This is a genomic window from Halomonas litopenaei (assembly GCF_003045775.1).
GTDB lineage: Bacteria > Pseudomonadota > Gammaproteobacteria > Pseudomonadales > Halomonadaceae > Halomonas > Halomonas litopenaei.
This window is the reverse complement of the sequence record NZ_PXNS01000009.1, coordinates 55937-80433: the sequence shown is the minus strand read 5'-3', so window position 1 is coordinate 80433 and position 24497 is coordinate 55937. Positions and strand designations below refer to the sequence as shown.

At 64.6% G+C, this 24497-nt stretch carries 24 protein-coding genes; 7 read left to right on the top strand and 17 right to left on the bottom strand.

The genetic code is table 11. From position 1 onward, the window contains the following. Positions 1-2: 2 nt before the first annotated feature. The 8 genes from urtB to C6W88_RS15155 form a co-directional block, all read right to left on the bottom strand. On the bottom strand, positions 3-1637 hold the full coding sequence (gene urtB / locus C6W88_RS15190; protein WP_108133075.1) for an urea ABC transporter permease subunit UrtB: 1635 nt from the start codon (positions 1635-1637) through the stop codon (positions 3-5). Between the two features lie 101 nt (positions 1638-1738). Beyond that, positions 1739-3094: an urea ABC transporter substrate-binding protein gene (gene urtA / locus C6W88_RS15185; RefSeq protein ID WP_108133074.1), complete on the bottom strand. Its 1356-nt coding sequence runs from the start codon at positions 3092-3094 to the stop codon at positions 1739-1741. Between the two features lie 489 nt (positions 3095-3583). After that, entirely contained in the window at positions 3584-3901 is a 318-nt protein-coding gene (locus tag C6W88_RS22110) for a type II toxin-antitoxin system RelE/ParE family toxin (RefSeq protein ID WP_108133073.1), read from the bottom strand. Positions 3902-3906: 5 nt separating this feature from the next. Next, a complete protein-coding gene (locus tag C6W88_RS15175; protein ID WP_108133072.1) occupies positions 3907-4176 on the bottom strand; it encodes a type II toxin-antitoxin system ParD family antitoxin in 270 nt (89 codons plus the stop codon). 226 nt (positions 4177-4402) lie between these two features. Next, the gene (locus tag C6W88_RS15170) at positions 4403-5488 is read right to left on the bottom strand and encodes an isocitrate/isopropylmalate dehydrogenase family protein (RefSeq protein ID WP_197037131.1); all 1086 of its coding nucleotides are present in this window, start codon (positions 5486-5488) and stop codon (positions 4403-4405) included. 110 nt (positions 5489-5598) lie between these two features. Next, complete coding sequence (locus C6W88_RS15165) at positions 5599-6168, bottom strand: GNAT family N-acetyltransferase (protein WP_045992503.1); 570 nt, start codon at positions 6166-6168, stop codon at positions 5599-5601. 55 nt (positions 6169-6223) lie between these two features. Beyond that, positions 6224-6880 (bottom strand): FMN-binding negative transcriptional regulator, encoded by a 657-nt coding sequence (locus tag C6W88_RS15160; RefSeq protein ID WP_108133070.1) that lies wholly within the window; start codon positions 6878-6880, stop codon positions 6224-6226. Positions 6881-6941: 61 nt separating this feature from the next. Further along, positions 6942-7403, bottom strand: coding sequence for a GNAT family N-acetyltransferase (locus tag C6W88_RS15155; protein WP_045992505.1), 462 nt, complete (start codon positions 7401-7403; stop codon positions 6942-6944). 183 nt (positions 7404-7586) lie between these two features. Here C6W88_RS15155 and pdxR point away from each other — a divergent pair, with 183 nt between their 5' ends. Continuing rightward, positions 7587-9047, top strand: a complete 1461-nt coding sequence (gene pdxR / locus C6W88_RS15150) for a MocR-like pyridoxine biosynthesis transcription factor PdxR (RefSeq protein ID WP_108133196.1) — start codon at positions 7587-7589, stop codon at positions 9045-9047. Between the two features lie 124 nt (positions 9048-9171). Here pdxR and C6W88_RS15145 read toward each other — a convergent pair whose 3' ends face one another. Genes C6W88_RS15145 through C6W88_RS15135 form a run of 3 tightly spaced genes read right to left on the bottom strand, consistent with a single transcriptional unit; the run spans position 9172 to position 12136 of the window. Continuing rightward, positions 9172-10695, bottom strand: coding sequence for a tripartite tricarboxylate transporter permease (locus C6W88_RS15145; protein WP_108133069.1), 1524 nt, complete (start codon positions 10693-10695; stop codon positions 9172-9174). Then, entirely contained in the window at positions 10695-11150 is a 456-nt protein-coding gene (locus C6W88_RS15140) for a tripartite tricarboxylate transporter TctB family protein (RefSeq protein ID WP_045994006.1), read from the bottom strand. The genes C6W88_RS15145 and C6W88_RS15140 overlap by 1 nt, the downstream gene beginning before the upstream one ends. Next, entirely contained in the window at positions 11147-12136 is a 990-nt protein-coding gene (locus C6W88_RS15135; RefSeq protein ID WP_045994007.1) for a Bug family tripartite tricarboxylate transporter substrate binding protein, read from the bottom strand. Before C6W88_RS15135 ends, C6W88_RS15140 begins: the two co-directional genes overlap by 4 nt. Positions 12137-12388: 252 nt before the next feature. Between C6W88_RS15135 and C6W88_RS15130 the strand changes: the two genes are divergently transcribed. From C6W88_RS15130 to C6W88_RS15115, 4 genes are read left to right on the top strand one after another with little or no spacing between them, the layout of a single operon-like run. Then, on the top strand, positions 12389-12994 hold the full coding sequence (locus C6W88_RS15130; RefSeq protein WP_108133068.1) for a helix-turn-helix domain-containing protein: 606 nt from the start codon (positions 12389-12391) through the stop codon (positions 12992-12994). Further along, a complete protein-coding gene (locus C6W88_RS15125; RefSeq protein ID WP_045994009.1) occupies positions 12991-13650 on the top strand; it encodes a response regulator transcription factor in 660 nt (219 codons plus the stop codon). Before C6W88_RS15130 ends, C6W88_RS15125 begins: the two co-directional genes overlap by 4 nt. After that, positions 13647-15056, top strand: coding sequence for a sensor histidine kinase (locus tag C6W88_RS15120; RefSeq protein WP_108133067.1), 1410 nt, complete (start codon positions 13647-13649; stop codon positions 15054-15056). The genes C6W88_RS15125 and C6W88_RS15120 overlap by 4 nt, the downstream gene beginning before the upstream one ends. Then, complete coding sequence (locus tag C6W88_RS15115) at positions 15053-16258, top strand: ABC transporter substrate-binding protein (RefSeq protein WP_231498665.1); 1206 nt, start codon at positions 15053-15055, stop codon at positions 16256-16258. Before C6W88_RS15120 ends, C6W88_RS15115 begins: the two co-directional genes overlap by 4 nt. 134 nt (positions 16259-16392) lie before the next feature. Here the strand turns inward: C6W88_RS15115 and C6W88_RS15110 are convergent, their stop codons facing one another. The 5 genes from C6W88_RS15110 to C6W88_RS15090 all read right to left on the bottom strand — a co-directional run bounded on the left by C6W88_RS15110 (position 16393) and on the right by C6W88_RS15090 (position 21550). Continuing rightward, complete coding sequence (locus tag C6W88_RS15110) at positions 16393-16713, bottom strand: septal ring lytic transglycosylase RlpA family protein (RefSeq protein WP_371931866.1); 321 nt, start codon at positions 16711-16713, stop codon at positions 16393-16395. Between the two features lie 179 nt (positions 16714-16892). Next, complete coding sequence (gene cobA, locus C6W88_RS15105) at positions 16893-17735, bottom strand: uroporphyrinogen-III C-methyltransferase (protein WP_108133066.1); 843 nt, start codon at positions 17733-17735, stop codon at positions 16893-16895. A 201-nt stretch (positions 17736-17936) separates the two neighbouring features. Continuing rightward, complete coding sequence (locus tag C6W88_RS15100) at positions 17937-19403, bottom strand: sodium-dependent transporter (RefSeq protein WP_045994012.1); 1467 nt, start codon at positions 19401-19403, stop codon at positions 17937-17939. A 236-nt stretch (positions 19404-19639) separates the two neighbouring features. After that, complete coding sequence (hppD, locus tag C6W88_RS15095) at positions 19640-20728, bottom strand: 4-hydroxyphenylpyruvate dioxygenase (RefSeq protein ID WP_108133065.1); 1089 nt, start codon at positions 20726-20728, stop codon at positions 19640-19642. Positions 20729-20944: 216 nt separating this feature from the next. Next, complete coding sequence (locus C6W88_RS15090) at positions 20945-21550, bottom strand: LysE/ArgO family amino acid transporter (RefSeq protein WP_108133064.1); 606 nt, start codon at positions 21548-21550, stop codon at positions 20945-20947. 153 nt (positions 21551-21703) lie between these two features. Here C6W88_RS15090 and C6W88_RS15085 point away from each other — a divergent pair, with 153 nt between their 5' ends. Beyond that, complete coding sequence (locus C6W88_RS15085) at positions 21704-22594, top strand: LysR family transcriptional regulator ArgP (RefSeq protein WP_108133063.1); 891 nt, start codon at positions 21704-21706, stop codon at positions 22592-22594. A gap of 91 nt (positions 22595-22685) precedes the next feature. On the opposite strand, the gene C6W88_RS15080 is transcribed toward C6W88_RS15085, so the two are convergent. After that, positions 22686-22988: an MTH1187 family thiamine-binding protein gene (locus C6W88_RS15080; RefSeq protein WP_045994015.1), complete on the bottom strand. Its 303-nt coding sequence runs from the start codon at positions 22986-22988 to the stop codon at positions 22686-22688. Positions 22989-23203: 215 nt separating this feature from the next. Here C6W88_RS15080 and cfa point away from each other — a divergent pair, with 215 nt between their 5' ends. Then, complete coding sequence (cfa, locus tag C6W88_RS15075) at positions 23204-24370, top strand: cyclopropane fatty acyl phospholipid synthase (RefSeq protein ID WP_108133062.1); 1167 nt, start codon at positions 23204-23206, stop codon at positions 24368-24370. The last annotated feature ends 127 nt before the right edge of the window (positions 24371-24497 follow it).

Below are 24497 nucleotides of genomic sequence, written 5' to 3'. Positions count from 1 at the left end.
GCTCAGCCCTCCGCCGCGCGGCCCTTCTGGGGAAACAGTCCCCTCGGGCGCTTTTGAATGAACAGAATGATGAACACCAGCACCAGGATCTTGGCCAGTACCGCCCCGGCCCAGGGCTCCAGCACCTGATTGATCACCCCCAGCGAGAGCCCCGCCACCAGGGTGCCCCACAGATTGCCGACCCCGCCGAACACCACCACCATGAAGGAGTCGATGATGTAGTTCTGGCCGAGGTTGGGACCGACGTTGGTGAGCTGTGACAGCGCCACCCCGGCAAGGCCAGCCACCCCCGACCCCAGCGCGAAGGTCAGGATGTCGACGCGGGTCGCGCGAATGCCCATGGAGCGTGCCATGGCACGGTTCTGGGTTACCGCGCGTACCTCCAGTCCCAGCCGGGTGCGGCGCATCACCAGCATCAGGGCGGCAAACACCAGGATGGCGAAGCCGAGCACATAGAGGCGATTGAGGGTCAACGACAGGGCTTCATTGATCACCAGCGAGCCGCTCATCCACTCGGGCGTCACCACGGTACGGTTGAGCGGTGAGATCAGGGTGCGCACCAGCTGCTGCAGGATCAGGCTGACGCCGAAGGTCGCCAGCAGGGTTTCCAGCGGACGCCCCTTGAGGAACTGGATGACGCCTCGCTCGATGGCCACACCCACCAGCGCCGCCACCAGAAAGCCCGCCGGAATCGCCAGCAGCAGCGCAAGCCCCGGCTGCCCCGGCAACAGCTGCTGCATCGCCCAGGTGGTGTAGGCCCCCAGCATGATCAGCTCGCCGTGGGCCATGTTGATCACCCCCATGACGCCGAAGGTGATAGCCAGGCCGATCGCCGCCAGTACCAGCACCGAGCCCAGCGACAGGCCGAAGTAGAGCGTCTCGGCGGCGCGGTTGAGCTTGAGCGCCTGCTCGCTCTCGGCCAACGCGGCCTGGGCGGCTTCCGCCAGCGCCACGTCGTCGCTGCGGCTGGCCTGCATCAGCGCGGCCCTGGCCTGGCCATTGAGGCTGCCGGACAGCGCCTCGACCGCCGCGACGTCTCCCTGTTCGACCCGTGCGATGGCGATGGCCTGCTCAAGGGTCGCGGCCACCTCGGGGTCGCTCTCGGCGGCGGCCAGCTCGCTCAGCGAATCGACGGCCTCGGCCTCGACCTCGCCCAGCAGATCCCGCGCCGCCGCCAGCCGCTGGGCAGGGTCATCGACACGCAGGTCGATCAGCGCCAGGGTGCTGTCCAGATAGCCCCTAAGACTGTTGTTGATGGAGACGCGGTCGAGCTCGCGGCGCGATATTTCGCCCGCCGGTTCCAGCGTCAGGGCGTCGGCCACGGGCCAGTTGCGACCGCGATTTTCCAGTACCACGACGATAGCGCCGCTGTCCTTGACGCGGGCGAGCTTGCCCTCGGCAAAGCTCTCGAGCCAGCGCCGGGCGCGCTCGTCACCGCTCTCGGCGATGGCGTCGATGGCCGCTTCCTTGTCGCGGAAGCTGGACTCGGCCAGCGCCGACAACAGCGCCGGCCCCTGGTCGGAAGACGCGGCCTCGGAAGCGCCAGCGTCCTGAGCCCAAGCCTGGCCCAGCCCCAGGGCGACGAGGCAAAGCAGCACCAGCGCGCTCAGCCAGTGACGACCTGCAATTGAATTCATGGTGAGGTCCCTTGAGACACCCGGGTGCCGACGGCACCACGGGCAGGGTTGGCGTGATCCGGGCCGGTGCGTCGTGCACACCGGCCCCTTGTCGTTATGTTCTATTCGCTGGAGGCGACGTCTGAGCCACCACCGCAGCTACCCTGCACCACGTTGTAGTTGCCGCACTCAAGCGGAGCACGCCAGTCGCTGATCAGATCGCGGGAGCCTTCCAGATAGTCGGACCAGGCGTCGCCGGCCACGGTGGACGGGGTCTGCCACACCACCGAGAACTGGCCGTTGTCCTGGATCTCGCCGATCAGCACCGGCTTGGTGATGTGGTGGTTGGGCATCATGGTGGCGTAGCCACCGGTGAGATTGGGCACCGACACACCGATGATCGCTTCCTTGACCGCATCTACATCGGTGGTCTCGGCCTTGCGCACCGCCTCGGCCCACATGTTGAAGCCGATATAGTGGGCTTCCATGGGGTCGTTGGTGACGGCGTTGTCGTCGCCGGTGTAGTCGTACCAAGCGTCGATGAAGTCGTAGTTGACGTCTTCATCCACGCTCATGAAGTAGTTCCAGGCCGCCAGGTGGCCGACCAGCGGCGCGGTGTCGAGACCGGACAGCTCCTGCTCGCCCACCGAGAAGGCCACCACCGGGATGTCCGAGGCCTCGACGCCCTGGTTGGCCAGCTCCCGGTAGAAGGGCACGTTGGCGTCGCCATTGATGGTGGAGACCACCGCCGTCTTCTTGCCGGCACCACCGAACTGCTTGATCTCGGAGACGATGTTCTGCCAGTCGGAGTGACCGAAGGGGGTGTAGTTGACCATGATGTCCTCGTCGGCCACGCCCTGTGATTTCAGGTAGGCTTCGAGGATCTTGTTGGTCGTGCGCGGATAGACATAGTCGGTACCGGCCAGCACCCAGCGCTCAACACCGACCTCGTTCATCAGGTAGTCCACCGCAGGAATCGCCTGCTGGTTGGGCGCAGCGCCGGTGTAGAAGACGTTTTCGGAGGATTCCTCGCCTTCGTACTGCACCGGATAGAACAGCAGACCGTTGAGCTCCTCGACCACCGGCAGCACCGACTTGCGCGACACCGAGGTCCAGTTGCCGAAGATCACGTCGACCTCTTCCTGCGCCAGCAGCTCGCGGGCCTTCTCGGCAAACAGCGGCCAGTTGGAGGCCGGGTCCACCACCACCGGCTCAAGCTCGCGGCCGAGCAGGCCACCCGCTTCGTTCTGCTGCTCGATCAGCATCAGCATGGTGTCTTTCAGGGTCGACTCGCTGATCGCCATGGTACCGGACAGGGAATGCAGGATACCGACCTTGATCGGGTCCTCCTGGGCGAGCGCCGGTGCGGCGATGGCCAGCGACAGCGTGGACACGGCCAGGCTGGCCAGCACCTTTCTAGAAAGCGCTTTGGAACGGTGGGCACAAACCTGCGTAGAAGAGATCGAAGCGGTGGGCATGGGAAACCTCCAGGGGTTGCCTTGTCGTTGTGATGGACCATCGTCGAGAGGGAGCCAAACGGTTCAGGTAAAACCGCTGTATCGCTCAGGCCTGACGTCTTGCGACGTCGACCTCCATCACCACTTCAAGCAAGTCCCATGCCAGCCATATAAAACATTTATAAATTCCGACATTACGTCGGCCAAGAAGGGGGCTTACCCACCCCGCCTTGCGCCACAGGAGAGCATCTCGCGCCACAGAAGCGCACCATTGCACCATGCATGGTGCACTTCGCTACCCCGCCCCCTACTTCTGCACCACCACAGCGCCAACCAGCGGTGCACCCCGCCACGGCCGGCACCAGAAAGGAGCGCCCTATATCGAGACGCTTCACTTGCAGGGCTCAGCATGACGGCAGCGGCGAGTACAAGTGTTCCGAGCGCAGCCACCTTTCAGCGACACAGCTGGAGTGTCTGTTCGGAAGGCAAATGGGAGTCGATACGAAAACATCACCGAGACAAGGCACGTAGCCATGCGTCCACATTCATCCGTTCGTGGAAGACTTCGACAAGTTCGAGTGTCTCGTCCGTCTCGCGCAAGATCAGATAGTGTCGACCTTCACGGAAGTAGCGAAGGTGAGATTCATGGCCAACAGTGCTCGATAGTGTCGAGCATGGCCTGGGATGGGGCGGATGTCCCGCCGCCAGGGATTCAAGGCGGTGAACAAGTTGTGCCGTATACCGCTCGGCTCTCGCCTCGCCGAATTCCGATAGGGTCCAACGAAGAATATCTTTCAGGCTTGCAAGTGCCGCCGGCGCATAAATCAATCACGTCAAGAAGCATCGCCAGTTCGAGCAGCCTCGAGAACACTACCCAGAACTTTTCGTGGATCACCGGTTACACCTTCTCCACGATCAAGCTGCTCAAGCGCGACACCTATTCGAGAGCCGATGAGCGCAATCTCACGACGTTCCTTGAGTGCACGCAACCCCGCTCGTAGCACTTCGCTGGCATTGGCGTAATCCCCAGAGGCCACCAGTTCGTCGATAAAACCATCTAGTTCAGGCGTGAGCGCCACGTTTCGAGCATGATTGGCCGGCATACGCCCTCCTATTGACCAGAATACATCTGGTGCAAGATTGGCCAGGGGTGGACAGATTAGCCACCCCTGGAACCCGACCAGGACCGTCTGCGCGACCGACGTCTCTCGCAACACTTGGCGCGCACTACCTTGAAGACATCGAACCTGAACCGGACTGGGTGTCCCGCCATGTGCCCCCTTGGGACCCGACACAGGGCCAAGCACCAGACCGTTTCATCGACAAGGCTTAGCCCTCGAGCTGTCGCAGCACCTGTTCGGTAAAGGCGCTGCAGCCGGTATCGCCGCCGAATTCCCGGGGCCGATACCGGCCATCGGACAGTACGCCGTCCACCGCTTGACGCAACCGACCGGCGGCGTCAGACAAACGATCGTCGGCGTGCTCCACCGCCAGCCATTCGAGCATCATGGCCCCGGACAACAGGGTGGCGATGGGGTTGGCGGCGTCCTGCCCGGCGATATCCGGGGCGCTGCCGTGGGCCCCCTGGAACAGACCGTGGCGATCGCCCAGTTCGGCAGACGGCGACACCCCCATCCCGCCAACGGTGGCCGCCCCCAGGTCCGAGATGATGTCACCGAACAGATTCTCGGCAACGATCACGTCATAGAAGTCCGGGCGCTTGACCAGGTGCACCGTCATGGCGTCGACGTAGGCATAGTCGAGTTCGACGTCGTTGAACTCGGCGCCTACCTCGTCGCATACCCGACGGAAGAAGGCGTAGCTTCTGAGGATGTTGGCCTTGTCGCAGACGGTGAGCCGCCGCTTGCCGTCCTTCGGTGCGCCCTGACGTCGCCGTGACAGCTCCAGGGCGAAGCGCGCGACTCGCTCGGTGCCCTTGCGGGTGATCACCAGGCTGTCGCTGGCCATCTCGTCTCGCAGCACCACCCCGGCGCCGCGGCTGGCGTAGAGGCCTTCGGTGTTCTCGCGCACGATGACATAGTCGATGGTACCGGGCTGATGGTGTCTCAGCGGCGACTCGACCCCGGGCAGCAGGCGGATCGGACGCACGTTAGCGTAAAGGTCCAGTCCGAAGCGCAGCTTGAGGTGCAGGTCGTTGCCCACCTCGGTACCGTCGTCGTAGGTCACCCCCGGCAGCCCGGCGGCTCCATGCAGGATGGCGTGACTGGCCCGACAGGCGTCCAGCGTCGACTGGGGCAGCACCTCGCCGGTCTTGTCATAGTGCCCCGCTCCACCGTCGAGCCAGTCGAAACGCAGCACGTCGCTACCCAGCAGCGCTTGCAGTACCTGCACCGTGGCGCCCGCCACCTCCGGGCCAATACCGTCACCAGCGATAGTGGCAATTCGATAACTCACAGAGATTCCCTCGTCTTGTTGTTGTCCATTGATGGTGGCCTCGCAGTATCGTGGTGCAGCGATGTTCTATCCATGGGACCTTATGGTCGATGGCGATGGCGATGGCTACGTCAGAGATCACGCCGCATGATCAGATCCCTGTCCACCACATCGCCCATCTGAAAACTGTGGGTGCCTACCTCGACAAAGCCCCGGGAGCGATAGAAGGCGATGGCGGGATGATTGTTTTCCCACACGCCCAGCCAGACGAAGGCCCTGGCCTGTTCTCGCGCCTCGGTGATGGCCTTGTCGTACAGCATCTTGCCAAGCCCTCGGCCCTGGGCCTCGGCCAGCAGATAGATGCGCTCGATCTCGAGACCATTGTGCTCGCTCAGATCGGTCTGGGCCTCACCCCAGTTGAGCTTGAGATAGCCGACCGCTACGGGCCCCTTGGCAACGCCCTCGCGCTCCTTTCCCGCTTCACCCGTCTCGCGGTGGCCGGCCTCTTCCAGCAGCCAGAATCGCGACTGCGGGCAGGCCAGCTCGCGCTGAACCCGCCCAAGGTCAAAGGCATCATTCAGATAGCGCTCCATGGTCGCCTTGGAGTAAAAGTCGACAAAGGTCTGGTAAAAGGTGCGGCGCCCCAGGGCGGCCAGCGTTTCGGCGTCCTCCAGCGTTGCCTGTCTCAGGCAGTCATTCATCTCGCGTCCTTGCTCCATCGTTGTTGCCCCATCGTTGCTGCCCCAGCAGGTGGAATCATCGCTGCTGATCGCCACACAGCACGGCAGCGTCACAAGCCGAACGCCCATCCCCTCGAAGGCCTTCGCGGATGCCCTCGCGTTCTTCCTGAGGCTTGTGCTGACTCGCCTTATGTTTGCCCACCAGGCGCGTCACCTCGAGCTCCACCCCCACAATGCCACGACGCATCCCCTCCAGGTAGTCTTCGGGGGCGTCGTCCACCGCCCAGGGCGCTTCCCGGCCCGCCTCGAAGCGATCGACCAGCGACGTCAGGTGCGAGGTGAGCCAATCGCTTTCACGCTGGAAGGCGAGCCGGCCATGGGCATGCACCACCTGGTAGTTCCAGGTCGGCACCACGCGACCATGGCGGTGCTTGTCGGGATACCAGCCAGGCGAAATGTAGGCGTCGGGGCCATGAAAGATCGCCACCGCCTCGATCGCCGCGGCGTCTGCTCGCTCACCCTCACCCTCACCCAGCCGCCAGAGGGCGTTGGCGCGGGCGATATGTCCACGCAGCACCAGCGCGCCCTGTGACGTCTGCTCGACCATCAGCGGCAGGTGGTCGATACACACCCCCTGGTCACCGTCGGTGACCAGGGTCGCAAAGGGATAGGCTCGGACCACCGCCATCATGGCGTCTTCGTCGGTCATGGCGAAGTGTCTTGGCTGATACAAGGGTCACGCGCTCCTTCAGAGTGGTTGGCATCCATCAATGTTGACTGCGAGAAGTAGAAGTTTATGTGCCCGCAGGGTCATCCAGGTTCAGGGTATAGGCGTAGAAGGCGTCGTTGCGTTGCCAGTTAAGTGACTCATACAGCGCCTGGGCGGTGTGGTTGTGGGTCTGGGTATTAAGCGTCAACTGGCCCACGCCCTGCTCCCTCGCCAGGTTCGCGGCGGCCTCCATCAGCTCACGGCCGATCCCCTTGCCACGCGCCTCGGGCGCCACGAACAGGTCGGCCAGGGTCCAGCGCGGTCCCACCCGTACCGTGGATAGCGTCGGATAGAGCTGAACGAAGCCTTCGAGCACACCCTCGTTGTCGCTGACCAGCAGGCGCGAGTCGGCGAGCGCGAGGCGCGTCTGGAGAAAGTCGCGGGCAGCCTGGATGTCGCTTTCCTGTGAATAGAACACCCGGTAGCCATCGAGCAGCTCACTCAGGGGTTGTAGATCGGCGATACAGGCAGGACGAACATGGTTCATGAGTCACCTTTCACATTGGCGGTCGTGTGCGCCGGCTGGCCAGAGGCGCACCGGCTCGTCGGGATGACAGGCACCCAGTCTTGCGCAATAGTGGTCCCACCATAAGAACCAATACTGTCCAGAAAAGGGGAACCAGTGCCCAGCCTTCACCGTCACGCCGAATGGATCACCGAAGCGCTGGCCATGCGCCTGGCGCCACCCGCCGCCGAACCCCCGTCGGGTTCGCTGTCCCAGCGCCTGTACGCGGCCCTGCGCGAGTGGATACAGCAAGGTAGCTTGCCCGCCGCCAGCGCCCTGCCCTCGTCTCGACGGCTGGCCGCGGACCTCGGCATCGGCCGCAACACGGTGCTTGCCGCCATGGACCGCCTGGTGGCAGAAGGCTTCGTCGAGGCGCGCCCGGGGGCCGGGCTATTCGTGGCGTCTTTGGCGCTGCCCGAACCCAGCCCGTTGCCCGGCGCCCCCATCCAGGCGAGCCGCTGGCATTCTCGGCGAGGTCAGCGCCTGCTGGAGAGCTGCGGCGAGATGGAGGGCTCCCGGGATGCCTTCGCCCCGGGCGTCCCCGCCCTCGATCTGTTCCCGCGCGAGGCGTGGCAGCGCCTGCTACGGCGCCATCGCCACCAGGCCAGCCTGGATGCCTTCGGCTACGCCGCCAGCGGCGGGCATCACGCCCTCAAGACGGCGCTGTGTGACTACCTGCGTCTATCGCGCTCGGTCAATTGCCAACCACATCAGATCCTGATTACCCAGGGCGCCCAGCAGGGCTTCGAGCTGATCGCCCGCCTGCTGGCCGACCCCGATGACAGCGTCTGGGTCGAGGATCCCGGCTATGCCGGTGCCAAGGCCTGCTTCAACATGGCCGGGCTAACGCCCGTCCCGGTACCGGTGGACGCACAGGGCATGCAGCCTGAGGCTCTCGCCCCGGATAGCCCGCCACCTCGACTGATCTATGTCACCCCCTCGCATCAGTACCCCTGCGGCGTGACGATGCCGGTGGCACGGCGTCTCGCCCTGCTCGACTTCGCCCGCCACCACGGCGCGCTGATCATAGAGGACGACTACGACAGCGAATTTCGCTATACCACTGCGCCGGTGGCCTCCCTCCAGGGGCTGGCCGGGGGCGGTCCGGTGCTCTACGTCGGCACCTTCAGCAAAGTGCTCTACCCGGGCCTCAGGCTCGGCTACCTGGTACTTCCCGAGGCCCTGGTGGACGACTTTCGCCGCGCCAACGCGCGACTGCATCGGGAAGGCCAGTACGTCTCCCAGTCAGCGCTGGCAGACTTTATCGTCGAGGGACACTTCTCTCGCCACATCGCGCGCATGCGCCACTGCTATCGACAGCGCCAGGCATGCCTGCGCGAGGCCCTGGCGCCTGCCGTAGAGCAAGGACTTGAACTGTCGGCCGGCCAGGCCGGCATGCACCTGGTGGCAAGGCTCGCCTCACGGGCACAGGAGCAACGCCTGATCGAGCGCGGGCGGCGCGAGGGCGTCACCCTGTCGCCGCTATCGGGTCACTACCTGGCGCCTGACGCCATGCCTGGGCTGGTGCTGGGCTACGCCGGCTCGACACCGGAGCGGATCGCCGAGGCCGGCGGCTGGCTGGCCAGGGCCTGGATCGATGACCGACAACACCAGCCAGCGGGCTGATATGCCTCCGCATACGCCCGCACGGTCATGATGCACACAAAAAAAGGGCGCCCCATCGGGGCGCCCAAGGTCGTTAGTCGAGTCGAGCCCGAAGGCCTTCGTCAACCACCGGGAGCGGGGTCGCTCAATCGCCCGGTGTGGTGTGGCCGGTCTGAACCTCCATGCGCTTTCTCAGGATCGGGCCGACGATGTACGGCAGGATCAGGCCGAGACCGGCGAACAGCCACAGGCCGATGGCCAGGCCGCTGTCCCACAGGATCGTCCAGTCGCCGTCGGAGATGTCCATGGCGTGGCGCAGGTTCTTCTCCATCTCCGGGCCAAGCAGCAGACCCAGGATCACCGGCACCAGCGGGATCTCGAGCTTCCTGAGGATGTAGCCACCGACCCCGAAGGCCACCATGAAGTACAGATCAAAGGTGGTGTTGGAGATCGAGTAGATGCCGACGAAGGCCACCATGGTGACGATCGGCAACAGGTACATCGGCGGCACCGACAGCAGCTTGACGAAGATACCGACCAGCGGAATGTTGAGCACCAGCAGCAGGAAGTTGCCGATCAACAGCGCCGCGATCACCCCCCACACGATGTCCGCGTTCTGAGTGAACATCAGCGGGCCAGGGGTGATATTCAGCGAGATCAGCAGCGCCAGCAGCACCGCGGTGGTGCCGCTACCCGGGACGCCCAGGGTCAGCATCGGCACCAGGGCACCGCTGGAAGCGCCGTTGTTGCCGGCCTCGGGGCCAGCCACGCCGCGCGGGTCACCTTCACCGAAGTAGCCCTTCTTGCCGACCACCTTCTTCTCGAGGGTGTAGCCGATAAAGCTGCCCAGCGAAGCACCGGCCCCCGGCAGGACGCCGGCGATAAAGCCGAGGATGCCACCACGGATGCTCGAGGGCATGATGCCCTTGATGTCGGCCCAGGAAAGCTTGAGCTTGTTGACCTTGATGGTCTTCTTGCCCTTGCCGGCACGGTCCTCGATAAAGAACAGAAGCTCCGAGATGGCGAACAGGCCGACGATGGCGATGATGAAGTCGACACCCTCGTAAAGTTCGAGCACCTGGAAGGTGTAGCGCTGCACCCCGGTATTGTCGATACCGATGGTCGCGATCATCAGACCGATGCAGGCGGCCACCACGGTCTTCATCGGGTTCTTGCCGGTGATACCGCCAAGGGTCGCGAAGGCCAGCAGGAACAGCGCGAAGTATTCCGCAGGACCAAAGGTCAGGGCGAAATCGGCCAGGATCGGCGCCAGCAGGATCAGGCCCACGGTGGCGATCAGGCTGCCCATGAAGGAAGCTATGGCGGAGATCGCCAGGGCCTCGGCGGCCTTGCCCTTCTGGGCCATCGGATAGCCGTCGAGGCAGGTCATCATGGCCGGCTCGTCACCGGGTATATTCAACAGAATCGACGAGATACGCCCACCGTACATGGCGCCAGCGTAGACCGCAGTGAGCATGATCAGGGCGGTCTCGGGCTTGAGCCCCAGGGTAAAGGCCAGCGGGATCAGGATCGCCACACCGTTGGCCGGGCCGAGTCCGGGCAGCGCGCCGATCAGGGTGCCGAGAAAGGCGCCCAGCAGCGCAAACATCAGGTTATGCGGGGCGAGAGCCACCCCGAAGCCATCGATCAGGTAGCCAAGGGTTTCCATCAGCCCACCTCCAGGAAGGACAGCACACCCAGGGGCAGGGGCAGGTCCAGCGCAAAGTTGAAGATCAGAAATACCACCACGCCGGAAATACCGCCGACGATGAAGGCCTTGACCGGCGGCGCGCCCATGCGCCAGCACAGGGTGCCCACCGCCAGCAGGGTCGCCAGGATGAAGCCGAGCGGCTGCAGCAGGGCCGCGTAGAGCACCAGCACCACCAGGGCGATGATCAGCTCGACGCCGGTGCGGCTCCAGGGCCAGGCATTGTCAGGATCCGGGCGCACCACCATGTACAGGCTGGACAGCCCCAGCACGACGGCCAGCAGGTAGGGGAAGGTTTCGGGGCCTACCGCCTCGGCCCCGCCAAAGGGTTCGGGAAACTGGGTGGCGCCCCAGCCGTACGCGACGGCCAGGACGATCATCAAGACCCCGAATACGCGGTCGTTGAACATGCTCATTGCTGGATCAGTCCGATATCTTTGGAGAGCTGGTTGATGTCGGCGATCTGCTCCTTGACGAAGGTCTCGAACTCACCGGCGCTCATGTGGAACGGCATCAGGCCGTTGCTTTCCATGACGTCCTTCCACTCCTGGCTCTCGTAGATGGTGTCCATGGCGTCGACCCAGTACTGCTTGGCGTCTTCAGGAATATCCGCCGGCATGTAGAAGCCGCGCCAGTTCGGACCCACGGCGTCGATGCCCTGCTCCTTGGCGGTGGGGATCTCGCTGAACTCGCCCGGCAGACGCTCCTCGGACAGCACCGCCACCACGCGCAGGTCACCGGACTCCATGAAACCCTGGGCCTCGGTGATGTCACCGGTGAAGGCGTCCACGTGGCCGCCGACCACCTGGGTCATGGCCTCGCCGCCGTTGTTGTAGGACAGGTAGGGGATCCTCGGCAGGTTCTCGACGCCGGCAGCCTGAGCCGCGATCAGCACCTTGAGGTGATCCCAGCCGCCCTTGGCGCTGCCACCGGCGAACTTCACCGCACGCGGGTCTTCCTTGATGGCGTCCATGATGGCGTTGAGGTCCTGGTACTCGCTGTCGGCGCTGACGGCGATGACCCCATAGTCCGCCCCCAGGGCGCCGACCCAGTTGACCATGTCGGCGGTCATTCCCGGGAACTGCCCCTGGGCCAGGCGTGTGGTGGTGGCGGTGGAAGCCGCGACCAGCAGCTGGTCATCACCGGCGCGCTTGCTGACGGTGTGAGCGTAAGCCACGCCACCACCGGCACCGGCCATGTTGACGGTCTGAACACCGCGCGGCACCAGGTCCAGCTCTTCGAGCACGGTACCGACGCTGCGGCAGGTGAAGTCCCAGCCGCCGCCCGGGTCGGCAGGCGCCAGGCACTCGACCTTGCCTTCGGGCTCAAAGGCAACGGCAGTGCTGGCTGCACCGGTGATGGCAGCGATGGCGATCAGTTTGACTGGCGTGTTCATGGACATGACGAAGTCCTCTGTTGTTGTCTGCTGACAGGAGGCACGAGCCGACATCCCGTCGCGATTGACGCCGAGACGGCGCCGAGATTTCCACTTGTTGGAAACTGACACCTGGCTTACAATTCTGTAAGACAGAACGTCGTTCCCTTGGATGGAAAGCTAAGCCCGGACAGCATCCGGGTCAACGCGCGATCGCGTAATTCCGACCAAAGTTGAATGCCAGCGACATCATTCGCTATCACCGACAGGAAGGTTCACATGGCACAGGATCGCGTCGAGGCGGTCGAACGGGCCCTCTCGGTCCTGGAGGTCTTCGATACTCCTCAGGATAGTTTCAGTCTGGCAGAACTGGCCGGCGCCACCGGCTTCTACAAGAGCACCCTGCTCAGGCTTCTGGCCTCGCTGGAACGCTTCGACTACACCCAGCGTGGAGAGGATGGCCGCTGGCGCATTGGCGGTGCTCCGGTGCGCCTCGCCCGTCGCCACGCCCCCAGTCGCGATCTCGCGGCGCTGATCCAGCCGCTACTCGACGGCCTGGCACGACAACTCGGCGACACCGCCAGCCTGCTCGAGGTGACCGCCGGCGTGGTTCACTGTCGCCTGGCCGCCCTGCCCGATCAGAGCCTGCGCCATGACCTTGTTCCCGGCAGCCAGTGGCCCCTGCGGGACACTGACGCTCCGGCGCCGGCCCTTGCGGGAGGCATCATGGTGTGTCGGCGGCTGCCGCTGGAAGGTCGTCACGAACTCTGGCTGGCCCTGTCCGGGCCCGAGGGACGGTTGGACACACAGGCCGCCGCGACACGGCTCGACGAGGCGGTGACACAGTTGATCGATCAGCGGGACACCCAAGGGAGGCGCGCATGACACTGCTGCTGGTGGAAGACGATCGGCTTCTGGCCGAGACCCTGGTCGATGCCCTCGGCATCGCAGGCCACGAGGTTGTGCATCTCGACAACGGCATCGACGCCCGCGACCGCCTCCAGGGAAATCACCGACTGGACATGGTACTTCTGGATCTGAACCTTCCTGGGCTCGGCGGCCTGGAGGTGCTGGAGGCGTTGAGGCGCCACGACAGCTCGACCCCGGTGCTGATTCTCACCGCTCGCGGCGCGGTAGAAGATCGCGTGCGAGGGCTCGACCTGGGTGCCGATGACTACCTGGCCAAGCCCTTCTCGCTGGAGGAGCTGGAGGCCCGGGTACGCGCCCTGATGCGTCGCCGCGCCCCCTCCGGCCTGATCACCGTGGGCGAACTCAGCTTCGATAGCCTGGCCCAGCGCTTCAGCCTGGGCGACGAGGCGCTGGCACTGCCTCCGCGAGAGCAGCGCCTGCTGGGGTGCCTGATGCGACACGCCGGCCAGCCGGTGGACAAGGCTACCCTGGTGCGTGAAGCCTTCGGCGAGGAGGAACTCGGCGACAATGCCATCGAGGTCTACGTGCATCGTCTGCGCAAGCGCCTTCAGGGGCATCGAGTGAACCTGCGCACGGTGCGCGGTCTCGGCTACCTGCTGGAAGCACCATGAGCGGAGATTCACTCCATCGCCGACTGTTGACCTGGCTGCTGCTGCCGATGCTGATCGTCGGCTCGGTGGTGCTGTGGCGGGCCTGGCTGGACGCTCGCCAGACCGCCGACCGGGCCTTCGACCGACTGCTCGACGCCGCCAGTCTGTCGATCGCCGAACAGGCCCAGTGGCAGGACGACCGACTATGGCTCGACCTGCCCCCGGCAGCCCTGGAAATGCTCGCCTCGCGCCACGACGAACGGGTGTTCTATACCCTGGTGGACGCTCGCGGTAAGCGGGTCACCGGCAACGCCGACCTGCCCGGTATCGAAGGCGCCGCCCAGGACGCGAGCGACGTCGTCTATGGCGACGTTGACTACCACGATATGCCTCTGCGCCTCGGCGTGCGCCGCTCTCGGCTTGAGGACTGGCGCCTGCGCGAGCCCTTCGAGATCCGGGTCGCCCACACACGCGAGGGGCGCGACGCGCTCAGCGGCGAGCTGTTTCGCCAGAGCCTCGCCTACCTGCTGGCGGTGGCGGTGCTGTCGGTGGCCGCCCTGCTGATCGCCATTCGCCTGGCGCTGGCACCGCTGACACGACTGCGACGCCAGATACGCACCCGTGATCCGCGCACCCTGGCACCGCTGGAATTGCCGCTGCCGCGAGAGCTGGCCGAGCTGCGCGATACCGTCAACGAGCTGCTGGCACGGATGCGTCGGGTCAAGGCCAACCAGGAACGCTTTATCGGCGACGCCTCGCATCAGCTCCGCACCCCCCTGGCGGGGCTTTCCGCCCGGGCCGAACTGGCCCTGCGCCAGGACGACCCCGCCATCTGGCGCTCGGCCCTGGGCGCCATGCAGACCACCAGCCAGAGCGCCTCGCGCCTGGCCATGCAACTGCTGTCACTGACCCGCCTGGACAATCCCGAGTACCAGCCCGAACTGGCCCCCACCGATCTGGTTCAGGTCGCCCGTGAGGCGGTGATGGCCCATTGGCAACGCTGTCAGCGCGCCGGCGTCGACCTTGGTCTGGAGGCGCCAGAGGCACCGGTGCACGTGCAGGGGCTCGACTGGCAGCTGGGCGAGGCGCTGGCCAATCTGATCGACAACGCCTGCCACTACGGTGCCAGGCACATCACCGTCGAGGTCAGCGCCGACCCGATCGCTCTGGCGGTCGTCGATGACGGCCCAGGCATCCCCCACGAGCGTCGACTGCTGGTACTGCGCCCCTTCCACCGCGGTGAGCACACCAGCGAAGGCTCGGGTCTGGGCCTGGCCATCGTCGACGGCATCGCCCGCACCCACGGCGCTCGACTGAGCCTCGGTGACGCCCGGGAAGCACCACCGCCGGGCCTGCGAGTCAGCCTGCAATTCGGCGAAGGCGTCGACAAGGGATCGACGTCCGCCCCTTCACGGAGCCAGCCATGATATCCCGCACCCTTGCGCTGCCCCCCTGGATGACCGCCGTTGTCACGCTGGTGGCGTCGCTGGCGCTGTGGTCGCTTCTGCCTGATGAGTCCCTGGCGCAATCCATACCCGAGGCAGGGGCCGACTCCCCCCTCGAGGCATACCCGGGGAACGCCTCGCAGCAGCCAGCCTACGATGAGGTCACCTTCGAAGGTACAGGAGAGTCGTCAGATGCGCTGGTGATCCACGCGGCCCTGGATATCCCCTACGCCCTGCCGCTACTCGAGGACTTCCATCGTCGTCATCCGCGCTACACCATCACCTACCGCAACTTCTCGACGCTGGACGTGCATCAGCGCTTTCTCGACGCCCCGGCAGAGGCCGATGTGGTCATCTCGTCGGCCATGCCCTGGCAGTACCTGCTGGTCAACGAGGGTCACGCCCAGAGCATCGACACCGCCATCACCCAGCGCTGGCCGGACACGGCCAAGTGGCGTCAGGAGCTGTTTGCCTTTACCTTCGAACCCATCGTGATGGTGGTCAGCCGCCGTCTCGAGCAGCGCCTCGGCCCCGTCGACAGCCGCGCCGATCTGCTCGGCCTGCTGGCCGAGGCGCGCTCGCCGCTGCAAGGACGCCTGGTCACCTACGACCCCACCTCCAGCGGCGCCGGCTACACCTACGCCATCGAGGAGTCACGCCTGTCCCCGCGCTACTGGGACCTGGTGGCGGCGCTGGGCAAGGCAGATACCGCCCTGGTGAATACCACCGGCGCCATGCTGGAAGGCCTCAGGCAGGGTCGCTACGACATCGCCTACAACGTGCTGGGCAGCTATGCCCGGGAAAGGATCGCCGATGACCCCGAGCTCAGGCTGGTGATTCCCGACGACTATGCCCTGGTCATTCGACGTCTGGCCTTCGTGCCTCGCCAGGCGCCGCACACGGGGGCAGCGCGCCGCTTTATCGACTACCTGCTGAGCGCCGACGGCCAAAGGGTCATCGCCGAGGCCGGTGAACTCGGCGCCCTGCACCCCCAGCTGGATGGCCCGGGCACCGCCACTGCCATGCGCCGCGACTACCCTGACGGCCTGAGGCCGATTCCTCTGAGCCCCGGCTTGCTGGCGACCCTCGATGAGTTGAAGCGCACCGCCCTGCTCGCCCGCTGGCAGCGCGAATTTCACGATCAGCCGGTCGATACCCGGGCGATCGAGCAGTTCTCGCGGTGACGATGCGCCCTGCTATCGTTGCTCAGACACGACAAGGCCCGCCAGGCTTGCCTGGCGGGCCTTGGTCGATCACCTGCGATCGCACATCTTCGTTTCGACGTACCGATGCTTGTGGCCCCTGTTGGTGCCCCGGGTCAAGCTCCGGGCAGGTAGGTCAGAAGGACCGGCGCGGTGCCGCGCTTGAGCATACCTAGCTCGCGGGCGGCACGCTTGGACAGGTCGATGACCCGTCCCTTGACGAAGGGGCCGCGGTCATTGATCTCGACCTCGACGCTCTGGCCGGTATCACGACGGGTGACCAGCACCTTGGTACCGAAGGGCAGACTGCGATGGGCGGCGGTCAGCGCCTGCTGGTCGAAGGACTCGCCGCTGGCGGTTCGACGTCCCTGGAAGCGATCGCTGTAGTAGGAAGCCTGGCCGCGCTGGGAAGCAACCTCTCCGTCGTCACGGGCCATTGCCGGCGCGCTCGCAAGCGACGCCATGGCCAGAACAACGGCGGCCGCCCAGGCGGCCATGGTCGATCGACCGGACAGCATACGACGCAGAGAAATGGACAACATCATCTTCACCTCAGGTAACCCGCGAGACGCGGGGATTCAGAGCCTGGTGCGAAGTCTCCAGCGATGGCGCACGTTCAATCCGAAGAACGTTCTCGGGGTGACGGATGCTTGCCGTGCATCCACCCACGACTCCCCGCTTGCGCATGATCGAACCAGGCCAGTTGCTCGTGCAGCGATACCACGCTGCCGACGATGATCAAGGTGGGCGGTCGAATGATATCCCGATCATTCAACTTCGGCAAATTAGCCAAGTTGGATAGATGGACGCGCTGGCGCTGGGTAGTTCCCTGCTCGACCAGCGCCACCGGGGTGTCAGGGTTCAGTCCCTCGCCGATCAGGCCCTGGCTGATGTAGTCGAGACTGCCAAGCCCCATGTAGAACACCAGCGTCTGACCAGGGCTTGCCAGCGCCCGCCAGTCGAGTTCGCACCCCCCTTCCTTCAAGTGCCCGGTGATAAAGCGCACCGACTGGGCGTGATCACGATGGGTCAAAGGGATGCCGGCGTAGGCGCTGCAGCCGGAAGCCGCGGTGATGCCCGGTACCACTTCCACCTGAACGCCTTCGGCCACCAGAGTCTCAAGCTCCTCACCGCCACGACCGAAGATGAAAGGGTCGCCCCCCTTGAGCCTGACCACACGCTTGCCCTGACGGGCCCAGTCGACCAGCGAGCGATTGATGTCCTGCTGGGGCAGGCTGTGATCGGAGCGAGCCTTGCCGACGTAGTAGCGATCCGCCGATGCCGGCACCAGCGCCAGGATTTCCTCACTGACCAGTCGATCGTGCAGCACCACCTCGGCCTCGCACAGTCGCCGCCAGGCACGCAGGGTCAGAAGCTCAGGATCGCCGGGACCGGCACCGACGAGACTCACGCTACCGGCCGGAAAGCCACTGTGGGCAGGCAACTGGGAAGGGCTCATGACGGTGGACTCCAGAGTGAACAACGGGCGATGACAACGGGCATCATTATGCCATGCCGGAATTAAACGTCCACTTCGTTATTACCAAAAACACACTTCATTGCTGCTGCAAGGCGTCGTCACCCCACACCAGAGCGCCGCCTTCCCCGACGGGGAAAGCGGCGCTCTGGCGGCTTTGGCAGGGTCAGTGGGGTGACTGTCTTACCCCTTGGCGCTCAGCGTCCGCCGCAGCCTCGGGCTGAGGGTTTCACCGAGACCGGTCATCACGACCAGGATCAGTGCCAGCCACAGCCAGTGGGCGGCGAAATCCACAGCGACGATGCCCAGCGCATCGACGAAGATCACCAGGATGCCCAGGGGACTGACGTAGCGCACCATGAACAGCCACAGGGCGTGCATGCCCGCCGGCAGGTCCAGCTCATCGCGTACCGCTTCGCTCTTGAGGAAGAAACCGGCCAGCAGCGCCATGCCGAGTCCGCCCAGCGGCATCATCAGACGCGAGGTGAGGAAGTCGAGCCAATCGAAGAAGTGCTTGCCGGCCAGTGTCCAGTCGGCACCGATATTGAACGACAGCATCGCCAGGGTGCTCATCAGCCACAGCACGATGCCGGTGCCCCAGGCGGCCGCCTTGCGGCTGATGCCCTTGTTGTCGTTGAGCCAGGACACCGTGGCCTCGACCATCGAGATCGAGGAGGTCAGCGCCGCCATCGACAGCATGATGAAGAACAGGATGCCAAACAGCGTGCCCATCGGCATCGCCTGGAACGCCAGCGGCAGGCTCATGAAGATCAGGCCGGGGCCGCTGTTGGGCTCCATGCCGTTGGCGAAGATCACCGGGAAGATCGCCAGCCCCGCCATCAGCGCCACCAGGGTATCGGCCACCGCGACTGTCAGGGTGGTACGACCGATGGAAGCACGTCTCGGCAGGTAGCTGCCGTAGGTGAGGATGGCCCCGGAGGCCAGTGACAAGGTAAAGAAGGCATGGCCCATGGCGGCCAGCATGCCTTCGCTTGACAGACTGGAAGCCTTGAAGTCGAACAGGAAGTGGACGGCCTGACCGAAGCCACCGGAGAACATACCGTAGACGATCATGATCAGCAGCATGATCACCATACCCGGCATCATCCAGCCGACGCTCTTCTCGATGCCCTGCTGCACCCCCTTGCCGACGATCACCATGGTGGCCACGGTCACCAGGGTGCTCCAACCGCCGAGGCTGAAGGGGTTGGCATTGTTGGCGCCGAAGATGGCCGCCATGTCATCGACGCTGGAACCGACCAGCCCGCCGGAGATCATCTTCCACAGGTAGGCGAAGGACCAGCCGGCGACCACCACGTAGAAACTCAGGATCAAAAAGCCGCAGAGCATCGCCATCCAGCCGAACAGCGACCACAGCGAACTGCCTCCGGATTCCTTGACCACCCGGCGAATGGCGTCGATAGGGCTGCCCCGACCACGCCGCCCCAGGGCGATCTCGGTCATCATGATGGGCACACCGACCGACAGGATACAGACCAGGTAGACCAGCACGAAGGCGCCGCCGCCGTACTCTCCGGTCATGTACGGAAATTTCCAGATATTGCCCAGGCCCACAGCGGAGCCGGTCGCGGCCAGAACGAAGCCCCAGCGGCCTAGCCACTGGGTGCGAGAGGGTTCATTGGTTGTCATGACTCACCAGAGATCGCTTGCGCACTTTTGTTTGTCCACCATGGCGGTGGCGCCCTGAAAACAGCCTGAAACAGCACAGACCCAGGGCATCCAGCGCGCCATTGTGACGGATTTTGTTGTGATTGGGCAGGCCGACGACGCAAAGTCGCGGCCAAGGGCCTACCTGGCGAAGGATCCGCTGCCGCTCACCTGGCCGACAAGACGCCAGTGACGACAGCGGCTGTAGCCGACCGACGTCAGTCGGCGTCGAGGACACCGCGGCGAATCTGATCTTCCTCGATGGATTCGAACAGCGCCTTGAAGTTGCCCTCGCCGAAGCCGTCGTTACCCTTGCGCTGGATGATCTCGAAGAAGATCGGACCGATCACGGTCTCGGTGAAGATCTGCAGCAGCACCCCCTGATCCGGACCGCCATCGATCAGCAGGCTCAACTCACGCAGATCCTCGACCCGCTCTTCGTGGTTGGGCACCCGCACATCGACCTTCTCGTAGTAGGTGTCGGGGGTGGACAGGAAGCGAATGCCGTTGGCCTTCAGCGCGCGCACCGTGGCGTAGATGTCGTCGGTGGCCATGGCCAGGTGCTGGATACCCTCGCCGTTGTACTCGCGGATAAACTCGGCGATCTGGGAGTTGTCGTCGGCGGACTCGTTGATCGGGATATGCATCTTGCCGCAGGGTGCGGTCATGGCGCGGGAATGCAGCCCGGTCTTCTTGCCCTCGATGTCGAAATAGCGATTCTCACGGAAGTTGGCGATACGGGTATAGAAGTCGGCCCAGGGATCCATCTGACCCCGCGCCACGTTGTGGGTCAGGTGATCCAGCACCTTGAGACCAACGCTGTTGTCCTGAGCCGAGGTGCCGGCGATGGGCTCGAAGTCGATGTCGTAGATGGTACGTCCCTGTTCGTCGACCCGATCATCGACGAAATACAGCAACGAACCACCAATACCCTCCACCGCCGGAATGCCGACCTCGCCAGCACCGACAGGGTTATCGACCTGACGGGCGCCCTGATCGATGGCGTAGGACAGTGCCTGACGAGCATCCGCTACCTTCCACGCCATGGCGCAGGCGCCCGGACCGTGAATCTCGGCGAACCTGGCGGCGTGACTGCCGGCTTCCGCGTTGAGCACGAAGTTCACCCCCTCCTGCTGAAACAGGGTGACCCGCTTCGAGCGGTGGCGGCGCGTCTCGGTAAACCCCATGGCGAGAAACAGCTCGCGCAGGGCGTCGATGCCAGCCTGATCCGGGGCGCTGTATTCGACGAACTCGAAGCCATTGGTGCCGATGGGGTTGTGGGTATCGATGGGAGCGACTGCGGTCATGTGGGCCTCCGTCATTGTGATTGTCACTCCCCATCCTAGGCTCCTCGACACGCGCCCCCCATCCCCCCGGAGCGGCATGAGGTGGTAGCGCACACGCCCTGGCATCGGCCAGCTGTAGCGCTGGCGTGACACCCCGTGTGCGCTCTGCACCCCAGGCGTCACGAAATCCTTACACGACGTCACGCTGGCATGACAGGCTGCCTCTCGCTGCGACCTTTACAGCGTCAGCGTCACCAACTGCCACGCCACCAGCAGCATGATCACGGCGATGATCCCATCCACCCACTGCCATGCCCTCGGGCTCTTCAGCCGCGGTGCCAGGGCGCCGGCGGCGCTTACCAGGCCGAAGAACCAGACAAAGGAAGCAATGGTCGCCCCCACGTAGAACCCCACCGGGCTCTCTTGCAGCGAACCGATGGCGCCCAGCATCACCAGGGTGTCCAGATAGACCTGGGGGTTGAGCAGCGTCACCGCCAGGGTCGCCAGCACCACCTGGGCAAGGCTGGCACTGGAGGCAGACGATGCAACGTCCATGCCCCTGGGCCGTCGAACCCGACCAATGGCCAGCCAGGCCTGCCAGGCAAGAAAGGCGGCGCCGCCGTAGCGCGCCAACAGCATGGCCCCTTCGCTCTGGGCGATCAGGGCGCCGAGACCCATCACCCCCAGGCCGATCAGCACGGCATCGCACAGGGCGCAGATCCCCGCCACCCACCAGACGTGTTGTCGCCTCAGTCCCTTGGACAACACAAAGGCGTTCTGCGCGCCGATGGCGATGATCAGTCCCGCTCCGGTGCCCACGCCCTGGATCAGTGAAAGCCACATGGTCTGTCCTTCCTCACGATGATTGTCGACGCTGCGCCGATGTTGCGCGCTGCTGGATGTGGCAGAGACTAGGGCAAGCTGGTAAATAAGAGAAATCACTTCTCCCACTGCCTCATTACCATTTCTTATACTTAAGGACATGGATAGACGCCCATGCTGGACTACAAACTGCTCGATGCACTGGCCGCCGTGCTGACCCACCAGGGCTTCGAGCGCGCGGCCCGCGCGCTGGGGCTGACCCAATCGGCGGTATCCCAGCGCATCAAGCTGCTGGAGGCTCGCCTGGGACAGCCGGTGCTGGTGAGGGGCTCCCCGCCGACACCGACCGAACTGGGTCAACGGCTGTTGAACCACGTCCAGCAGGTACAACTGCTGGAGGGCGAGTTGATCCAGGATGCACCGCAGCTGGCACTGGGCCACCGTCAGCTACGTATCGCCATCAATGCCGATAGCCTCGCCACCTGGTGGCCGGGCGCCATCGCCGGCTACCTCAAGCATCAGGCGATTACCCTGGATCTGGTCATCGAGGATCAGGAGGTCGGACTTGAACGCATGCGCCTGGGCGAAGTGGCTGCGTGCCTGTGCGCCAGCGACATGCCGGTCCAGGGCGCCAGGGTCATCGCCCTGGGCGTGATGCGCTACCGCGCACTGGCGAGTCCCGACTTCATGGCCCGACACTGCCCCCAGGGCGCGGACGCCGGTTCTCTAGCCCAGGCGCCGGCCATCATCTTCGGGCCCAACGATCAACTGCAACACCGCTTCATGGCGGCCCATGGCTTCAACGGCCCCTTCCCGCACCACCGCTGCGCCAGCGTCGAGGGATTTCTGCGCCTGGCCCACGCGGGCCTCGGCTTCGGGCTCATTCCCGAAATCCAGGCGTATCGGGAGCTCTCGACGGGGGAGCTTGAGGACGTTGTGCCGGGCTGGCATCTGGACGTACCGCTGTACTGGCACTACTGGCGCCACGGCGGCGAGCCGCTGGAGCGACTCGGCCGCCACCTGGCCGACCAGGCCGGTCACCATCTGTTGCCACCTGCGGACTGACTGGGCCCGGCAAGGTACGCGCCCCGTCTCATGCAGCGATCAGCGTCGCGAGGTCGGGGCAGGCGGTGAAATGCGCTTTCGAAGTGAGCCGTCAGTCACCCAGGCGTCGTGCCACGCTCTCGACCTTGTCTGCCATGCTCTGATCGCGGTCGGTCCGGGTACCGAGTTTCAAGGTGGTGGTGATGCGTGGCGCCCCCATCTCGTGCACCACCTCATGGCAGCGCTTGACCACCGCCATGACCTCATCCCAGGGGCCTTCGATATTGGTGCCATAGGCGTGCATCTGGTGGCTGAGACCGGACGCCTGAATCTCCCGCTGGCAAGCGGCCACGTGGTCGGAGACCGAAACGCCCACACCCAGGGGGACCACGCAAAGATCGACGATAACGTGCATAACTTAAGCCTCCTTGATTCTGTGCCAACCCGCCAGCGTTCTTCGCTGGAAAGGCATGCCAGCTGAACTATGCTGTTTTGCAACAATAAAGATAGCCGAAGGTGATTCAGGCCCCTGCCGAGGTGGCGGACCTGGCCTCACTTCGGAGCGGGCAACTCTCCTGCCCGCTTCTCGTTTCCTCGGACATGCCGCCTGCACGGACACCAGGAGGCCACATGACCAGCGACGCCCGCCCCCATCCCATCGCACTGCCGAACAATCGCCCTCGGCTGATCATCGAGCAGTTGCTCGAGGGCTCGGGCATTCGCCTCAACGGACCTGAACCCCACGATATCCAAATCTATCATCCCGATCTGTTCGCCCGCATCCTGCACCAGGGCACGCTGGGGCTCGGGGAAGCCTACATGGATGGCTGGTGGGAAGCGCGGCGTATCGACCAGCTTGCCCATCGGCTGCTGCGCCACGGCCTGGGCCAACGCTCGCGTAGCGCCGCGAGCCACCTCTTCTATCGCCTGCAGGCGGGCTTCTTCAACCTCCAGAGTCGCGCCCGAGCCTATCAGGTCGGCGAGGTTCACTACGACCTCGGCAACGACCTGTTTCGGTATATGCTTGACGACACCATGTGCTACTCCTGTGGCTACTGGCGCCAGGCAACGACGCTGCATCAGGCCCAGCTCGCCAAGCTCGACCTGGTCTGTCGAAAGCTGGCGCTGCGCCCTGGCATGCACCTTCTCGACATCGGCTGCGGCTGGGGCAGCCTGGCCGAGCACGCCGCACGTCACTACGGCGTCAGCGTGACCGGTATCACCATCTCCCGGGAGCAGGTGGCACTGGCCAGAGAGCGCTGCCAGGGCTTGCCCGTCGATATCCAGTTGGCCGACTACCGCGACCTGCAAGGCCAGTACGACCGGATCGCCTCGATCGGCATGTTCGAACACGTAGGACAGCGCAACTACACGACCTTCTTTCGGACGGTGGCCGACCTGCTGCCGGATGACGGGCTCTTCCTGCTGCATACCATCGGCTCCAATACTTCTCGCATCACCGCAGACCCCTGGATCCATCGCTACATCTTTCCCAACGGCGTGTTGCCGTCCGCCCGCCAGATCTGCCAGCACAGCGAGGAGACGTTGATGGTGGAAGACTGGCAGAACTTCGGCCCCGACTACGATCCCACCTTGCTGGCGTGGCTGGCCAACCTTGACGCCTGCTGGCATGACATTGCACGTCACTACAACACACGGCACTGCAATGAACGCACCTATCGGATGCTGCGCTACTACCTGGCGATCTGTGCCGGAGCCTTCAGAGCGCGCTACCTGCAACTGTGGCAGGTAGTCTTTTCCAGGGGGCGAGAGCTTCGCTATGACGCACCCCGGTGACCGCGAAGTTGCCGGAAATGCGTGCGCTTTCGATGAATCATGACGGGAACCTGCCTAGTCACTCTCGTTGCGGCATATCCTTGATCAAGCCCTCACGCCGATGTCTGCCGATCGATCAGCTCCCGGC